Origin of the sequence: Pseudomonas sp. URMO17WK12:I11, assembly GCF_007677725.1 — a bacterium.
In the GTDB taxonomy this organism is placed as follows: Bacteria; Pseudomonadota; Gammaproteobacteria; order Pseudomonadales; family Pseudomonadaceae; genus Aquipseudomonas.
Window position 1 is genome coordinate 407,323 of record NZ_VEDF01000005.1, and the last position, 16,368, is coordinate 423,690.

A 16,368-nucleotide genomic window follows, 5' to 3' on the forward strand; every position below is an offset into this window, starting at 1 on the left:
TAGATGTGCAAACATCCTACAAGAACGCACAAAAAAACCGGATCAACATGCAAAAAGACCTGACTTCCCTCAGTGCCTTGAACTGGGACGACCTGAAGTTCTTTCTTGAAGTGGCACGCACGCGCAAGGCCAGCAGCGCGGCCAAGCGCCTGGCGGTGGACTACACCACGGTGTCGCGCCGCATCACTTCGCTGGAAAGCGCGCTGGGCACCTTGCTGTTCGAGAAATCGCGCACCAGCGGCTTCGTCCTGACGGCCGAAGGGCAGCGCTTGCTGGGCTATGCCGAGTCCATCGAAAGCACCCTGCACATGGCCTGCGAGCAGGTTTCAGGCTCGGGCGTGGCGTTGTCGGGGCACGTGCGGATGGGCTGCACCGAGGGCTTCGGCAGTTTCTTCGTTACCCCGCAACTGAGTCATTTCGTTGAAACCTACCCGGCGATCTCGGTCGACATCCTGCCGTTGCCGCACTTCATCAGCCTGTCCAAGCGCGAAGCGGACATCGTCATCGCCCTGGAGCGACCCGAGCATGGGCCGTATGTGTGCTGCAAGCTGTGCGACTACCGCCTGCGGCTGTATGCGACGCAGGATTACCTCGACCGCCACGCGCCGATCGAGCAGGTCAGCGACCTGAACGGGCATCCGTTCATCAGCTACGTCGACGACCTGGCCTTCAGTTCCGAGCTGCTGTACCTGGCCAACCTGATGCCCAATGCCAATGCCCGCCTGCGCAGCACCAGCGTCATCGCCCAGTACACGGCAGCGCTGCAGGGCCGCGGCCTGGCGATATTGCCGTGTTTCCTGGCGGCGCAGGATGCGCGCCTGGTGACCGTGCTGCCCGAGCAGATCGACGTGACCCGGCAATTCTGGATGTACTGCCGCGAAGACTTGCGCAAGCTCAAGCGCATCACCCTATTGTGGGATTACATCCGCGGGGTGACGGAAGCGAATGCGCCGCTGTTGATGGGTGAGACGCGGGAGATGCGGTTTGTTCAGGAATGACTATCGGCAAGGAGTGAGGGTACCTCAACCTACCTACCGCATGGGTGCGATGGCAACGACTTGTGACAGAGGTTGTGACTGAGCATATAACGACAGCACCGGCACGCTTACTAGTGATCCTACATAGGGTCATTTTTTAGTAATGTCGTATTGACAGCATACTTTCTTAATGAATATGCTTCGACCCGCAGGTGTATCCACCTGTTCTGCTCTTTAAAGTCACATTTTCAAGGAAATCGATGCCTTAACTGGCGACCCTCACAAGGGTCATGACCGGCGCGGCGGTACCCTCTGCTCGCAGGGGAGCGCGTGGTTCGCTATCTAAATGGCGGGCTGCGACCGTTGTCTGGCGTAAATGTTAAGAGTCCACTTGAGCCAATAGTAATATTCCTTGACTGCTTACTCCGCTTGGTCTGGCCACAGATGCGAATTTCTCGCTTCTGCATGCTGAGAGGAAAAAGCCATGTTTTATATGAAACCTGATGTACCTGTGACTGTTACAAAAGAGAGCGTTCCCGAAGTGCCTAGAGATAGTCCTTTGTGGAAAAGAGTTGGCTCAAGTGCAGCTTTCAGAATGACCGTTAAGGCTTTCTGGTTCTGGGTTAGGCACGAGTTGTTCTCCTATCTGATGGAGCTCGATTTGTTCTAACTGACTCTTAATTTTTGCTTTTCTACCACCGCTTGATTAGGTTTGCGACGTGGCAAAGGACAAGCCCTATTACCCTCACGGCCCCATTGGCTCCTTGGCTATCCTCGCCAAGACTTTAGGCGTGCCACCAAAATTACTTTCTGATCTAGCAAAGAAAGCTTCTAGCTCATACACGCCGTTCGTAATCGAAACAAAAGGCGGTAAACAGCGAGACGTTTACGAGCCCAAGTATGAACTCAAACGCCTTCAGAAAAGAATAAACTCAAGACTGTTCGAAAAAATCGAATACCCTAACTATTTGCACGGCGGGATAAAAGATGAAATCCAGCCGCGAGACTATATAGAAAACAGCAAAATACATGCAGGCTCGAAATTCCTTATAAGCCTGGACATTCGGAATTTTTACGACAACATTCATATAGACAGCGTACATTCCATATTTAAACATCTTTTAAAATTCCCAGAAGATGTTAGCACACTCCTTACCAACCTAGTTACCCGTGAAGGCCGAGTTCCTCAGGGTGCTTGCACCTCTAGCTACATAGCCAATCTGATATTTCATAATTCTGAATATAGCTATGTAAAGAAATTAAGAGACAACGGGCTTCAGTATTCTCGCCTGCTAGATGATGTAACCATCTCTGCTGATCGCTTGATACCACAAGAAGAAGTTACCAAAACCATAAAATATGTCGCCGGACTATTCAGCGAGCATGGGCTTCGCCTTCGTCAAAGCAAGACCAAGGTAGAGCGTGCAGATGACTTGAAGTCAGCTTACAACGTGACTGGCGTTTGGGTCGGACACGGCCTACCGAAAATTCGTCGCGCTGAGCGAGACATGATCAGGCACTCGGTTTACATATGTGAACGAGAGTATGCTAAGAATTGTTTTTCAGATGACTATCACGCCCTATGGAATAAGGTGTCCGGGCAGGTTGCAAAACTTACTCGGCTAAATCATGCTCAAGCCCCAAAGCTACGACATAGGATGCGAAATATTCTACCCCTGTATGATAGCAAGGCAACTTCAAGCATTTGGCGAGAAACCGATAAAATGCTTAAAAGACCGAAGAAATCTCATGCAAAGATCGGTGTAATTAATGCTTATCGCCGCTTGATTTACCAGCTTGGGATTTTGGCAAGAACCGATAAAGTTCTATCCAGAACTTTACGCCGGCAGTTGCAATCCAGGTTTTCCGGGGTACCTTCCAAAACTTTGATGTGGGAGTAAGACATGAGTGACGCTGTAATTGAGCAAGGTACAGTTAGTAGCTACGACACATTTAAAGGCTTCGGCTTTATAAGAAGAGATAAGGGGCGAGATGTCTTTTTCTTTTATGACGACGTGGCAGAACCCGAGGGATTAATAATCGGTGATGCAGTTCGCTTTGAAGTGAAAAGCGTTCCAAAAGGACCTAGAGCTTACAAAGTTTCCAAGCTAACCGAAGATTAATGCTCTGCTATCAATCAGCAAGACGCGCTTAGAGAGAGCAGGAGGATTTTACCCGCTGCTCTACTCATCTACCGCGAACCCACTTTCCCCAACAAATCAGTAGTGGGGTTTCGCTTCGTATCCGCCAGATTTCTTAGGGGAAGTCCATAGAGACAGCAAACATGCTCAGTACGGCCAGATCATAGAACGGATCGATAAGCTTTATGATTTCAAAATCCCCATAGACATAAACAAAAAAGCCTTGCTACAAGCTCACAAGAAGCTCATAGCAAGGCAATTGAGTGCGTGTCCACCCTACCCTACAGAGTGAGCATGTAATACTCTGAATAAGGCTAGCTTTTATGCAGTCTTTTTCCATCCATTGCATCACGACCAAGACGGTCAAGCTTGGTGACGATCAACATATCACCTTTTTCCATACGCGCCAGAAGCATTTGGAAGCCAAGGCGTTCGGTTGCTTGAGTGGACCCGCTGATTGTCTCAGCTATCACGCGGTGTTGCTCCACTTAGAAGCCGGCACCTTTCACCTCAAACACTTGGTTGTCAGTGGCTTGATCAGTGGTGGAGACACGGGCGTAACGAAGATGCGTGACATTGTTGACTCCCTGCTGTACTCATAAATTATGGCGTCATCTCATAAGTGGTATTACAAATCTGAAAGCACATTTTATGACACCAATATACGGCTATTCCGTCTGGTGTCGGAGAACGAGCCCGTTCAAATGCTCAGAAATGACCTTGTGACAAAGAGTCGTCTCCTTCAAGGTCGTCGGTTTCTGGTCCCCAGCCCGATCAGCCCTGTAAAGCTTGGAGAGCACATCGAAGGGCATAGCGGTTGCCGCTCGCTCTGTTGCCGTACTCATCACCTCACCATGCGGTGCGAATACCGGCATCGAGTCAATAGCCACGTTCCGGTACAAGTCTCCCAGTGACGGAGTGGATGACCGTCGTCAGCAGACACCAGTGTACTGCTCACCAATTGCACAGATGCTCCCGCAACTCGTTACATGAAGCGTCAGGACGATCCAAGTGGAACGACCGAAGCGATAGCGTGAGACTTCCAGATGCTTGCATTGCCCATCTACGATCGGTTGTCTTCAGAGAGACAGACACCGACCTGTTTACGCTGCCGGTTACGCGAAGGCGTAGTTAGTAGATTCCGTGTCGTCGGTAGTGTTATGGACTCGCCAACCGGCACATTGGCCTCAAGACAAGCGTGCGGTTTGTGATAGCACTTGTGACAGGGTGCTCCTCTTGGACGGTGTTCATGGTGGTTAAGCCCTTGTAATCACTGGGTTAACCCTTTCCCTCTTTGTCGTTCTGGATGTACTGCCGCGAAGACTTGCGCAAGCTCAAGCGCATCACCCTATTGTGGGATTACATCCGCCAGGTCACCGAGGCCAATACACCGCTGTTGATGGGCGATGCGGGTGAGCTGCGTTTTGCTTGAGCGCAGGCGGCGCAACGGCGCAGACGTGATGCCCCTTTAGTAGGAGGCCACCACGATCGACACCCGGCGATTCTCAGTGCGGCCGGCGCTGGTACGGTTATCCGCCACCGGCTGCGTGCTGCCCAGGCCGCGCGTGCGGATGTTCTGCGCTGGCATGCCGACGGCGATCAGCGCATTGGCCACGCTCTGGGCACGGCGTTCGGACAGCAATTGGTTGTACGAGGCCTTGCCCGAGGCATCGGCATGGCCATCGACGCGCACGCCGGCGATGCCAACCTCCAGCAGCGCCCGGCCGATACGCTCGACGATGGCCCGGCTGGCGCTGTTGAGGCTGTCCAGGTCACTGCCGAACAGCACCTTGCCGGACAGGTCGAATGCCCAGCCCTCTTCGGTCGGGGCGAAGCCCTCACGCTTGAGCACGGCGATCTGCTCGGCGGTCAAGCCCTTGGGAGGCGTGCTCTGGCAACCTGCCAGGGCCACTACCGCCATGCACATCAATAGCAAAGAAAAACGCAAACGCTGGATCACGGTTCAGCTCCTGTCGGTGAAATCAGCGGCGCAGCGTTCCGTCTGCGCCGCCTGCCATTGGCCGCGCCGTTCGCGCTTGGCCTGGTACATCGCCGCATCGGCGGCATTGAGAAGACTGGCGGGGTCAGCGCCATCGTCCGGGTAATAAGCGATACCGACACTCAGCGAGGTGCTCAGGCTCTGGCCGTTGTCGAGCAGCATCGGCAACTGCATGCTGGCAATGATCTTGTCGGCGATGCGTTCGGCGTCCTGGCGCGCATGCAGTGGGGTCAGCAGCACGGCGAACTCGTCGCCACCCAGGCGCGCCACCAGGTCGTGCTCGCGCAGTTGCGCACGCACCCGGTCAGCAACGTTGACGAGCACCTGATCGCCCACGGCGTGGCCGAGGCTGTCATTGATCTGCTTGAAGTGATCACTGTCGAGGAACAGCACTGCCAGGTGGTCTTGCTGGCGCGCGGCATTGCGCAAGCTGCGGCTGAGGCGGCCTTCGAAGAACGCGCGGTTGGGCAGGCCGGTGAGGCTGTCGTGACTGGCCTGATGGGCAAGCGTGGCGTTTTCGCTTTGCAGGTGGCTGTGCCAGACCTCGAGTTCGTCGAGCAGCGCATTGAAGTCATTGCCCAGTTCGTTGAGCTCGGCAATCGGCGCTTCCGGCACGCGCCGGTCGAAGCTGCGCTCGCGGCGCGCGGCATGGGCGACGCTGGCCAGGCTGCGCAGCGGCCGCACGATATCGCCCAGCAGGCGCCGCGACAGGTACAAGGCGACGAAGGCGCTAAGCGCCGTGCACAGCAAGATCCCGCCCAAGCCGCTAAGCAGGAACAGCAGCAAGCTGCGCCCCTGGCCGACCAGCTCGATGTGCCCGACCTTCTGTTGCTGGTGCAGGATCGGCAAATGGATCGGCTCATCGAGCAAGGTGCTGGCCACCTGCGTTTCGAGGTGGCCGAGCACGCCCTCATCGCTGCGTTGCCAATGCGCCAGCTGTTCGCCGTCGTTGTTGAAGACCTTGGCTTCGGCGACCTCTTCGCTGCGTGCAATCAACGCCAGCGCCTCGTTGGCGGCGGCGCTGTCGTCGAACACCACCGCGGCCTCGACGGTGTAATTGATCGAGCGGGCGATCAGATGCAGGTTGTGATTGGCGTAGACGCGCAGCACCAGCACGCCGAGCAAGGTCAACGAAATACCTGCCAGGCCCACGGCCAACAGGGCCACGCTCAGGTGCCCACGGCCAAGCACCGAGCGCAGGGTCGGGCGCACGCCGGGCTTCTTCGCAGGCTTCATGGCTGGCTCCCGCGCCGGCGCGAAAGCTGCAGCACGCTGGGGTGGATACGCACCCCCGAGCGCGCCACCGAATCGAGGTTGACCTCGAAGGCGACCTGTTCGTCACCGATGCGCAGGCAGAACAGACTACCGACCGTGCACGGATCGTCTGCTTCGCTGATGCTCAGCACTGGTCGCCCGCTGATGGACTGGAACAGGCGCTGGCGCTGGGCGCCGTCGAGCTTGCCGATGTACAGGGCATCGCAGGCCTGAGCGACCTGGGCGTCGTCGGCGAGCAAGCGGCGCACCTGCAGGGGCTGACCGGAATTCTGCACATTGCCTTTGATCAGGTCATCGGCATATTCGGTCGGCCCGACCAGGCACAGGCGCAAAGGCACCGGTTCGCTGGGCCAACGGGCATAGCTGAGAATACCCAGCACCACCTGGGTCACCGCCTTGGCGCGCTGCTGCACCTGGGCCGCGCTGGCCGCCGTCTGGGCCTGCGCCAGGGTGGCGGATAACGACAAGATAGCCAGCAACAGCAGCAAGAACGCACCGCCTGTCAACCGCTCCTTGGCCACTGTCATGTGAGAATTCTCTCAAATCCTGTCTGAATTCGGCGCAAAGATAGCACAACGCTGGCTAGCTGGAGGAGCGCGCCCTGTCGCACACGCTGCGCATCAGGGTCACAGCTGTTCGAGCATGAGTCCGGAAATGCGCCGCACCTTCCGCCGCACTGCCTCTTCGAAGACCCCCTGACGTGGCTCGATCAGGCTGAAACAGTGCTTGGCGCGGGTGATCCCGGTATAGACCAGCTCCTTGGTCAGCACCGGGTTCAGCGCATCGGGCAGCACCAGCGCCGTGTGGCTGAATTCCGAGCCTTGGGACTTGTGCACGGTCATGGCGAAGACGGTCTCGACCTCGTTGAGGCGGCTGGGCAGGATGAAACGCACGCCACCGTTGCCATCGTTGCGCGGGAAGGCCACCCGCAACAATGCCTCGCCATGCTCGTCGGGCAGGCGCAGGGCAATGCCGATGTCGCCGTTCATCAAGCCCAGGCCGTAGTCGTTGCGCGTGACCAACACGGGCCGGCCCTCGTACCAGGGCTGCTGATTATCGATCAGCCCGGCACTGTGCAACACCCTCGCAACCCGCTCGTTCAGCCCTTCAACACCCCAGGGGCCACGGCGCACTGCGCACAACAGCTGGAAATCTTCGAAGCTGAGCAGCACCTTGGCGGCCCACTGCTCCCAGCGCAGGTCGTCGAACGCCGTCCCAGGCGGCGGCCGGTGACGGCCAATGGCGCGCAGGTAACTGCGATAGCCTTGCGGCCCGTCATCGCCGCGATTCAGACCGTCGAGGATCAAGCGGTCGAATGCACGATCCTGCTCGCCACGCAGGGCCAGGGCGAAGACGTCAGGCGGCGGCATGCTGAGCAGATCGCGAGCCGCCTGGTGTTGCTGGCGGTTGACCAGGCGGGCCAGTTGGCCGATGCCACTGCCCTCGCCGAAGCGCCTTGAAAAGCGCAGCATCACGACCTGCTGCGACAGCGGGTTGTGTTGCTCATCGCCGGGCGTGAGCCCGCTATCAGCCAGTGACTGCCCACCGATCTGCTCCAGCCAGGCCTGGGTCGCCGGTGAATAGCAGCCCTCCTCGGCATCGCGGCACAGATCACCGAGTACCGCGCCGGCCTCGACCGAGGCCAATTGGTCTTTATCCCCCAGCAGCACCAGACGGGCCATGGCTGGCAGCGCCGCAAGCAGATTGGCCATCATCTCCAGATCGATCATCGACGCTTCGTCGACCACCAGCACGTCCAGTGGCAATGGGTTGCCGGCGTGATGACGAAAATGCCGCGAGCCCGGGCGGCTGCCGAGCAACCGGTGCACCGTGCTGACATCGGTCGGGATCTGCTCGCGCACCGTGGCGCTGACTTGCAAGCGTTCGACTTGCTGCCCAATCGACTCGGTCAGGCGCGCAGCCGCCTTGCCGGTGGGGGCTGCCAGGCGAATGCGCAGTGGCCTGCCCTCCTCGACCGCAGGCGCCTGCAGCAGGGCCAGCAAGCGCACCACGGTGGTGGTCTTGCCGGTGCCGGGGCCGCCGGTGATGATGCTGAAACCTGCACGCGTGGCCAAGGCACAGGCCAGTTTCTGCCAATCCACCTGGCCGGCAAGGGCACCTTGGTCGAACAATTGAGCCAGACGCTGGGCAAGGTCCGTCGGCGCTGCATCGCTGTGGCTCAGGCGTTGGCGCAGGTTGTGGTCGACCTGTCGCTCGTAGCGCCAGTAGCGCCGCAGGTACAAGCGCTGACCGCTCAGCACCAGCGGGCGCGCTTGTTCAGCCAGCTGGTCGCCCTGCGCCACCAGCGGGCTGGCGGCGATGCGCTGCAACCAGGTGGGCAACTCGAGCTCGGCCAGCAGTTGTGACGGCAACAGCAATGGACCGCCCAGGGCATCGCCTTCGGGCGGCAGCGACAGGGCGAAATCCGGCTCCGCCAGGGTCTGGCCCAGATCGAGGCAGACATGGCCGTGGCCCAGTTGATGGCTGGCCAGCGCCGCGGCCAGCAACAGCAACGGATCACTGCCGGGGGCGCGCTCCTCCAGAAAAGTCACGAAGGCGCGGTCCAGCGCGCGCAGCCAGCCCCGTTCGACCCAACGATCGAGCAACTGCAGCAGGTCGGCGCTGTTGCGCTGAGGTGCCAGGGCGAGCAGATGCTCGGCGTGCAATGGGCTGGGCAAAAGATCGTCAAGGCGGCGGCTCATGGCGCGACTCCGGCAAACAGGTCCTGCTGTTCAGGCTGATGCAGCCCGCGAAACAGTGCATCGAGGCTTTCGATCAGCTCGCGCGGCGGCTTGGCGAAATATAGGCCGTGGCCACTGCTGCTGGCACCGCGCAGGAAGATGAACAGCGCGCCGCCGACATCGCGGTCGTAGTCATAGTCGGCGAGCCGCGCCCGCAGCTGGCGGTGCAAGGCCAGCAGGTAGAGGACGTACTGCAAATCGTAGCGGTGCTCGAGGATCGCCCCCTGCATGGCCAAGGCGTCGTACGCCATGAGGTCCGGGCCAAGCCAGTTGGACTTGTAATCCACCACGTAGTAGCGCCCGTCCAGCTCATAGGCGAGGTCGATGAAACCCTTGAACATGCCATTGAGCAAGGTCGGCTGGGCTACCGGGCGCGCCGCGCCGCCATGGGTATGGCGGGCGACCAGGTAATCGAGTTGCGCAGCATCGACGTTGTGGCTGGCGAACCAGAACTCCATCTCGATCTGATAGTGCTCAAGCTTGGCCAAGGTCAGAGTGCTGTCGCCAACTGGCAGGGCTTGGTTGAGCAGGTGCTCGAGCCATTGGCTGAGCGCCGGGATCCAGCCGGTCCAGTCGCGACGATTGCAGCGCTGGCCGACGGTGCGCTCGATCAGCGCGGGATTGCCTGCAACCTCGCCGAACCCCTCGCGCCCTGCCCATTCCAGCAAGCCATGCAGAAACGTGCCGGGGTTCGGGCCGCGCGGGAAGCGATGGATATCACCCCCCTCTGCCGGCACCTCGCGCAGCAGTTGCGTATCGACCCGTTCATCGTCGAACAGCTGCTGGGCTTGTGAACTGTCGGCGCCCAAGGTTTGCTCGCCGACGCGCAGGGCGCTGTAGGAGGCGATCCACCAATGCTCGGCGGCGGCACGCCGTGGCTTGCGTGCCGGCAACAGCTCACGCTCGGTCTGGGCGGCGCGGTAGCGCTCGTCGCTCGCCGGCGGCAATGGCAGGCAGGCGATGTCTTCGCAGCCGGCGCGCAAGTCGTCCAGCCAACCTTGCAGGGCGGGTGAGTCCGTCAGCGCTGCGCCGCCGCCCAGCAGATAACCGATCGCCGAGCGGTGTAGCTGAGACTGCTTCTGGCTGCCCCGCTTGAGATCGGCCAGGCCAAGCCAGCAGGCGTACTGCGCGCGCGTCAGGGCGACGTACAACAGGCGCAGGTCTTCGGCCAGGCGCTCGTCGTCGGCCAGGGCGATCTGCTCGGCAGTGGGGGTGAGGGTCAGTTGCGCATGGCCCTGGTTGTCGTGCCAGGCCAGCGGCAGGCGGCTGCCGTCCACCGGCTTGCTGGTGCAGATGAAGGGCAGGTAGACCAGCGGGTATTCCAGGCCCTTGGATTTGTGGATCGTGACCACTTTGACCAGCTGCTCATCGCTTTCCAGGCGCAGGATCTGCTCCTCACCCGCTTGCCCGGAACTGGACAGCTGCTCGGCCAGGTGACGGATCAAGGCCTGTTCGCCGTCCAGCTCACCCGCCGCTTGTTGCAACAGTTCGGCCAGGTGCAGCAGGTTGGTCAACACCCGTTCGCCGTCGCTGCGGCCGATGAGCGTGCGCGGCAGCTGGAAGTCGTGCAGCAGGTGCCGCAGCATCGGCAGCACGCCCTGACGCTGCCAGATGTCGCGGTAGCGGCGAAAGCGCATGACCCAGCCTTCCCAGACCCGCTCGTCCTGGTTGAGCTGGTCGAGTTCGGTCAGCGACAGCGCCAGGGTAAGGCTGGCCAGCGCAGCTTTGAGCAGGCGTTCGGAATCGGGCTCGGCGCAGGCCTTGAGCCAGGCCAGCAAGTCATAGGCTTCCTGGGCGGCGAACACGGAGTCTTTGTCGGAAAGGTACACGCTGCGCACATCGCGCGCCGCCAGCTCGCTGCGCACCAGCTGCGCTTCATGGCCATCGCGCACCAGGATGGCGATGTCCGACGGCAGGCACGGGCACAGCTCGCCCTCGCCGCCCTTGAAACCGGTAACTCCGCGCTGACCGCCGCTGAGCATCTGCACGATATGGCTCGCGCAACTGGCGGCCAGCTGCTGGCGGTACAGGCCGCTGGAGACCGGCTCGTCACTGGGCAATTGCCAGCATTGCAGCGCCGCACAGGGTTCATTGTCGATCAGCAGCTGAGCGTCACGGCCTTTGGCGTGCACTTCGACGAACGGCAGCGGGTTGTCGTCGGCTTCCCGAAACAGGAAAGCGCCCCTGCCTTGCGCGCGGGTTTCCGCTTGCAGGAACACGCGGTTGACCGCCGCGACCATGGCTTGGCTCGAGCGGTAGTTGGTGTCGAGGCTGTGCAAGCGGCCGGTGGTCGCGCGTCGGGCAGCCAGGTAGGTGTGAATATCGGCGCCGCGAAAGGCATAGATCGCCTGTTTGGGGTCGCCGATCATGAACAGGCCGGTTTCGGCGCGGTTTGCGTCGATGTGGTAGATGCGTTCGAAGATGCCGTATTGCACCGGGTCGGTGTCCTGGAATTCATCGATCAGGGCCACTGGAAACTGTTCGCGGATCAACGCCGCCAGGCGCTCACCGGCGTCCGAACTCAACGCCTGTTGCAGGCGCACCAGCATGTCGTCGAAACCCATTTCCGCGCGACGGCGCTTCTCTACCTCGAAGCGCGCTGCCACCCAGGCGGCTGCATGCTCGAGCACCGGCGCATGCGGGCTCGCCAAGCCCTGCAACTGGCCTTGCAGGTCGGCCATGGCATGCAGGGCCGGGTGCTCGGGTGGATCGCCGACCTTCCAGGCCTCAGTCATGCCGGCGCGGGTGAGGCGGATGAAACCTGTACCGAGGTCAAGTTCGGTGGCCTGCTCGTCCAGCGCCCAGTGGCGCAGCTTGTCGAACCAGGGGTCGAAGAAGCGCGCCTGCAACTTGCGCCCGTCGGCTTGCTTGGCCGCCACCGCGTCACGGCAGATCTGCTGCAGTTCATCGGCCCACTGCGCCCAGGGCGCCTTGAGCGTGCTCAACTGCTCGAGGCGTTGTTGCAGCGCCGCGTCGATCAGCGCTTGCAGCGGGGTTTCGTCGAGCTGCGCGCGCACCCGGCCGAACAGCGGGCGGATCTGCGCCAGCAAGGCGTCGGGGCTGACCCAATGACTACGCACCCAGTCCAGTGCCTGGCCGTGCATGCCATAGCAGAAGCGGCGCCAGTAATCGCGCATGACCTGGCCGAGCAAATCGCTGTGGTCGGTTTCCAGGCTTTGGGTGAACAGGCTGCCGGTGTCGAATGCGTGTTCGCGCAGCATGCGCTGGCACCAGCCGTGGATGGTCGACACCGCCGCTTCGTCCATCCATTGCACGGCCACTTCCAGGCGGTTGGCACAGCGTGGCCAGTGCTCTTGGGCATAGTCGTCACGCAGTTGCTGCAGCAACGGGTCGGCAGCCTCCAGCTCACCGCGGAAGAAGCGCGCGGCCTCGGCCAGCCGCGTACGGATGCGCTCACGCAGCTCTTTGGTGGCGGCATCGGTGAAGGTCACCACCAGGATCTGCGGCGGCAGCAATTCGCGCCCGAAGCCCTGTGCAGCGCCGTGACCGAGAATCAGGCGCAGGTACAGCGCGGAGATGGTAAAGGTCTTGCCCGTGCCGGCGCTCGCTTCGATCAGCTGGCTGCCGTGCAGGGGAAAATTCAAAGCCAGGGGGCGGGCCTGGGTCATGCTCGACTCTCCGGATTGCCCAGGGCCTGCCACGCGGCGCTGAACAGGGGGCGGTACAGGGTTTCACACCAGCCTTCGAAGGTTTCGTCGGCCGTCAGGGCGGTAAAGTCGCGGAACTGTCGGGCCAGCGCAAGGCTTTCGCTGCGCTCGCCGAAACTGTGGCGCCCATCGCCCTCGTAAGCCCGTGCAGCGGCGGCCAGCGCTTTGTCCGGGTCTGGCTGGGCGAGCCAGGCGAAAGCGGTCTTGGCTGCGACCGGCAGCGGTGCGTTCATTGCCGCCTGACGCGCGACCAGCAGTTGCCCAAGCTGTTCGCTGGCCTCGGCTTGAGGCAAAGGGTCGAGCAGCAAGGTCAGGTCGCTTGCCAGCAACGCCGTGTGCAGCGGGTAACCTGCCGCGCAGGCTGCCAGGTGCATCACCCAGCTGGGAATGAGTCGGTGCCACTTGAGGCCGTTGCGTCCGGCGCTGATGGTGTTGGGGATGGTGGTGATGCTCAACAGGCTCTGATCGGCGGCCTGATGCACGCGGCCGAGCCAGCCCTCGAGCCGATGGTCAGCGTGCTCGAAGTGAATCGGCAGGGCGCCATCGACCACCGTTGGCCAGCGCTGCAGCAACTGGGTGTGGCGCTGCAGCAGATCAGGCAGCGGCTGGATCAGTTCGGCTTGCAGCCGCTCGCCGAAACCTGCCAGGGGCAATACGCCGCAAGCCTGTAGCCGACGGGCCTGCGCCTGCAACGCCTGTTCGGCGTTATCCGGGTCGCTCAATGCAGCGCTCAGCAGCAGTTCACTGGCGCCGTAGCGCTGCAGGGCATCGAGCACAAAGGGCTCTTCGTCGGGTGTTGGCGCAGACAGGGCCTCGAAGAAGACTTTCAGTCGTTGGCTGAAGAAGTGCTTGACCGGGTGGCGCAAGAAGTCTTGCAACAGGATCAGCGTCAGCGCTTCCTGGCTTTCATAAGGCGGCAGGCTGAGCGGCTGCCGGGGCATCTCGGTGTGGGGCTGATGCAACAGGTGCCATTCGTGGGCATAACTGAACAGCGGGCTGCCTTTCTCGAAATAACGGGCACTGAACGGTTGCAGGGGATGCTCCTGGGTCAATGCGTGCAACAGGCGCTGGCCATCGGCATCGCCTTTGAGTCGCCAACCTGCTGCCAGGTGGTCACGCAGCTGGCCGATCAATACCGATGCGGGGCGTTCGCTGTTGTCGCGGATGCTGCGGCCGACCCAGCTGATATAGAGTTGGTCGCGGGCAGACAACAGCGCCTCGAGCAGCAGGTAGCGGTCATCTTCGCGCCGCGAGCGGTCGCCAGGGCGGTAGTCGCTGGCCATCAAGTCGAAATCCAGCGGTGGTTGCGCACGTGGATAGTCACCATCGTTCATGCCAAGCAGACAGACGACCCGAAACGGGATCGCGCGCATTGGCATCAGGGTGCAGAAGTTTACCGATCCAGCGAGAAAACGCTGGGACAGCTTGCCCTCGTCCAGCCCCGACAGCCAGGCCTCGCGGATCACCGTCAGCGGCAGCTGGTCTTGCAGGCCGACGGTTTCGCATACCTCCAGCCAGCGGTCACGCAGCTCTTGCAGTTGCAGCAGCAGGAACTCGTCGTGTTCCTCCTCAGCCAGGAAGAACACCTGCAGCAAGGCATTCAGGCGCTCGCCCCACTCGTTGGCCGTGGCCGGCTCCGACAACGTCTGGTTAGCGACCTCCAGGGCGTCGAGCAATGCTACCAACGGGCCGATCAATGCCGCGTCCAGTCCGCCAATCTCGTCGTAAGGCTCGATGCCATCGCAGCCTTCACCCATGCCCACCGCATACCCGAGCAGCATGCGTCGCAGGCCGAAACGCCAACTGTTCTGCTCCAGGCCCTCCGGTAGCCCGAGGCTGGCACGCTGGTCGGCATTCAGGCCCCAGCGGATTCCGGCGCCCTCGATCCAACGGTGCAGCGTGGGCAGGTCGCTTTCGCGAATGGCGAAGCGTGCACGTAGCGCGGGGACATCGAGCAGGTCGAGCACTTCGCTGACGGCGAAGCGACTCTCCGGCAGTTTCAGCAGGTGCTCGAGCGCAATCAGCAGCGGGTCGCGCCCGCGCTGCCCCTGGTCAGTCAGGGTAAAGGGGATGTAGCGCGGATCGTTGCGCCCTAGCTGCCCGAACACGGCGCGAATGTGTGGGGCGTAGGTATCGATGGCGGGCAGCATGACGATGACATCGCGCGGGCGCAGGGTTGGGTCGGCGCTGAAGCGGGCCAGAAGCTGGTCATGCAGGATCTCGACTTCACGCTGCGGGCTGTGGGCTACGTGAAAACGCACGGAGCGGTCTTTGCCGAAATCGACCGCTGGCCAGCGCTCGCGGGTTTCGGCAAGCGGGCGCAGTTCGAGAATATCGTCCTGCAGCTGATTGAGCAGCGTGGTGGGCTCGCTGTCGCTGAACAGGTCGATGCGCCCGTCGCTGAATACGCCCTGGTAGCTGCCGGGGTCGTCGTAGCTATCGAGCAAGTTGATGTAGTCGCGGCCCTGCTTGCCCCAGGCAGCCAGCAGCGGATGAGCGTGCTGGTGCAGCGACTCGTCGTCCAACTGCAGCGGCATGCCTTGCTTGCGCTGCTGGCGCTTGTATTGGTGGCGGAGCAGGTCCTTGTCGGCGACGATGTCTGCCCAGTGGTGGCGACAGGGGTTGTGCACGCACAGCAGCACCTGGCTGAATCGGGCCAGGCCGGCCAGCGCTTCCAGGGCCTGGGCCGGCAGCGAGGAGATGCCGAAGACGATGACGCGCGAGGGCAGCCCGCGAGGAGCGGCATCCAGGCTGTGAATGCGCTCCATGAAGCGCTGGTGCACCCCGGCCCGGCTCTGCGCCATTCCCTGCGCGCCAACGTCCTCGAGCAAAGCCTGCCACAACTCGGCCTGCCAGCGATTGCCGGGCGCCAAAGGCTTGCGCTCACCGCGTGCGCTATTGATGAAATGGGCACCGGTAGCCCAGTCCTTGAGCCAGTCAGCGCGATAGACCTGATACTGGTCGAACAGATCAGCCAGGCGCTCGGCCAGTTGGTAGCGCTTGCGCAGGTCACCGTCATCCAGCAGAAAACGGCGCAGGGGCTCGAAATGCGGGCGCTCGACCAGGGCCGGCAACAGGCGCATCAGACGCCAGGTCAAGGGCGCCTTGTCGAGCAGCGACACCTCCGGGATTTCATCGCGTCCGAGTACTTTTCGGTACAGCTGCCACATGAAACTACCGGGGAGTTGCACTTCGATGGCGGCGGCGATCCCGCACCCACCTGAGTCGTCATCTTGCGGATCCTCGGCGAGCGCCAGTTTCAGCCACTGGGCGATACCGTTGCTCTGTACCAGGGCGATTTCGTTTTCCAACGGTGCCAGCGGATAGCGTCGCATCCAACTCACGACCAGGCTGCGCAGGTCGTCCAGGCGATTGCCGTGGACGATCATGAAACCAGGTTGCAGTGAGGAGGCGGCAGGCATGGAGAATTTCCTGGAGGATGATGGGGAACCATATCACGGCTGATCGCCAAGACAGGTTCGCAGAACCAGAAAAGACAAAACCCCTACCTGCTTGCGCAGATAGGGGTTTTGCGAAATGAATCTTGACGATGACCTACTCTCACAT

9 protein-coding genes and 2 pseudogenes are annotated in these 16,368 nt (G+C 61.3%); 4 read left to right on the plus strand and 7 right to left on the minus strand.

Annotation, left to right across the window (positions count from 1 at the left end; all coding sequences use genetic code 11):
- Positions 1-47 precede the first annotated feature (47 nt).
- The 3 genes from FS665_RS12960 (at position 48) to FS665_RS12970 (ending at position 3,100) form a co-directional block, all read left to right on the plus strand.
- The gene (locus FS665_RS12960; protein WP_145188683.1) at positions 48-998 is read left to right on the plus strand and encodes a LysR family transcriptional regulator; all 951 of its coding nucleotides are present in this window, start codon (positions 48-50) and stop codon (positions 996-998) included.
- 698 nt (positions 999-1,696) lie between these two features.
- A complete protein-coding gene (locus tag FS665_RS12965) occupies positions 1,697-2,878 on the plus strand; it encodes a reverse transcriptase family protein (protein WP_145188686.1) in 1,182 nt (393 codons plus the stop codon).
- A gap of 3 nt (positions 2,879-2,881) precedes the next feature.
- Complete coding sequence (locus tag FS665_RS12970; RefSeq protein ID WP_178108337.1) at positions 2,882-3,100, plus strand: retron Se72 family effector protein; 219 nt, start codon at positions 2,882-2,884, stop codon at positions 3,098-3,100.
- A 356-nt stretch (positions 3,101-3,456) separates the two neighbouring features.
- On the opposite strand, the pseudogene FS665_RS12975 reads toward FS665_RS12970, so the two are convergent.
- Positions 3,457-3,695, minus strand: a pseudogene (locus FS665_RS12975) (recombinase family protein); the annotation flags it as partial.
- Positions 3,696-4,418: 723 nt separating this feature from the next.
- Between FS665_RS12975 and FS665_RS12980 the strand changes: the two are divergent.
- Positions 4,419-4,550 (plus strand): annotated as a pseudogene (locus tag FS665_RS12980) (LysR family transcriptional regulator); the annotation flags it as partial.
- 36 nt (positions 4,551-4,586) lie between these two features.
- Here the strand turns inward: FS665_RS12980 and FS665_RS12985 are convergent.
- From FS665_RS12985 to recC, 6 genes are all read right to left on the minus strand, one after another.
- A complete protein-coding gene (locus FS665_RS12985; protein ID WP_145188688.1) occupies positions 4,587-5,078 on the minus strand; it encodes an OmpA family protein in 492 nt (163 codons plus the stop codon).
- A 3-nt stretch (positions 5,079-5,081) separates the two neighbouring features.
- A complete protein-coding gene (locus tag FS665_RS12990) occupies positions 5,082-6,353 on the minus strand; it encodes a diguanylate cyclase domain-containing protein (protein WP_145188691.1) in 1,272 nt (423 codons plus the stop codon).
- On the minus strand, positions 6,350-6,919 hold the full coding sequence (locus tag FS665_RS12995) for a YfiR family protein (protein WP_145188694.1): 570 nt from the start codon (positions 6,917-6,919) through the stop codon (positions 6,350-6,352). The genes FS665_RS12990 and FS665_RS12995 overlap by 4 nt, the downstream gene beginning before the upstream one ends.
- A 99-nt stretch (positions 6,920-7,018) precedes the next feature.
- Positions 7,019-9,094: an exodeoxyribonuclease V subunit alpha gene (gene recD / locus FS665_RS13000; protein ID WP_145188697.1), complete on the minus strand. Its 2,076-nt coding sequence runs from the start codon at positions 9,092-9,094 to the stop codon at positions 7,019-7,021.
- Entirely contained in the window at positions 9,091-12,762 is a 3,672-nt protein-coding gene (gene recB, locus FS665_RS13005) for an exodeoxyribonuclease V subunit beta (RefSeq protein ID WP_145188700.1), read from the minus strand. The genes recD and recB overlap by 4 nt, the downstream gene beginning before the upstream one ends.
- On the minus strand, positions 12,759-16,223 hold the full coding sequence (gene recC / locus FS665_RS13010; RefSeq protein WP_145188703.1) for an exodeoxyribonuclease V subunit gamma: 3,465 nt from the start codon (positions 16,221-16,223) through the stop codon (positions 12,759-12,761). The genes recB and recC overlap by 4 nt, the downstream gene beginning before the upstream one ends.
- Between the last annotated feature and the right edge of the window lie 145 nt (positions 16,224-16,368).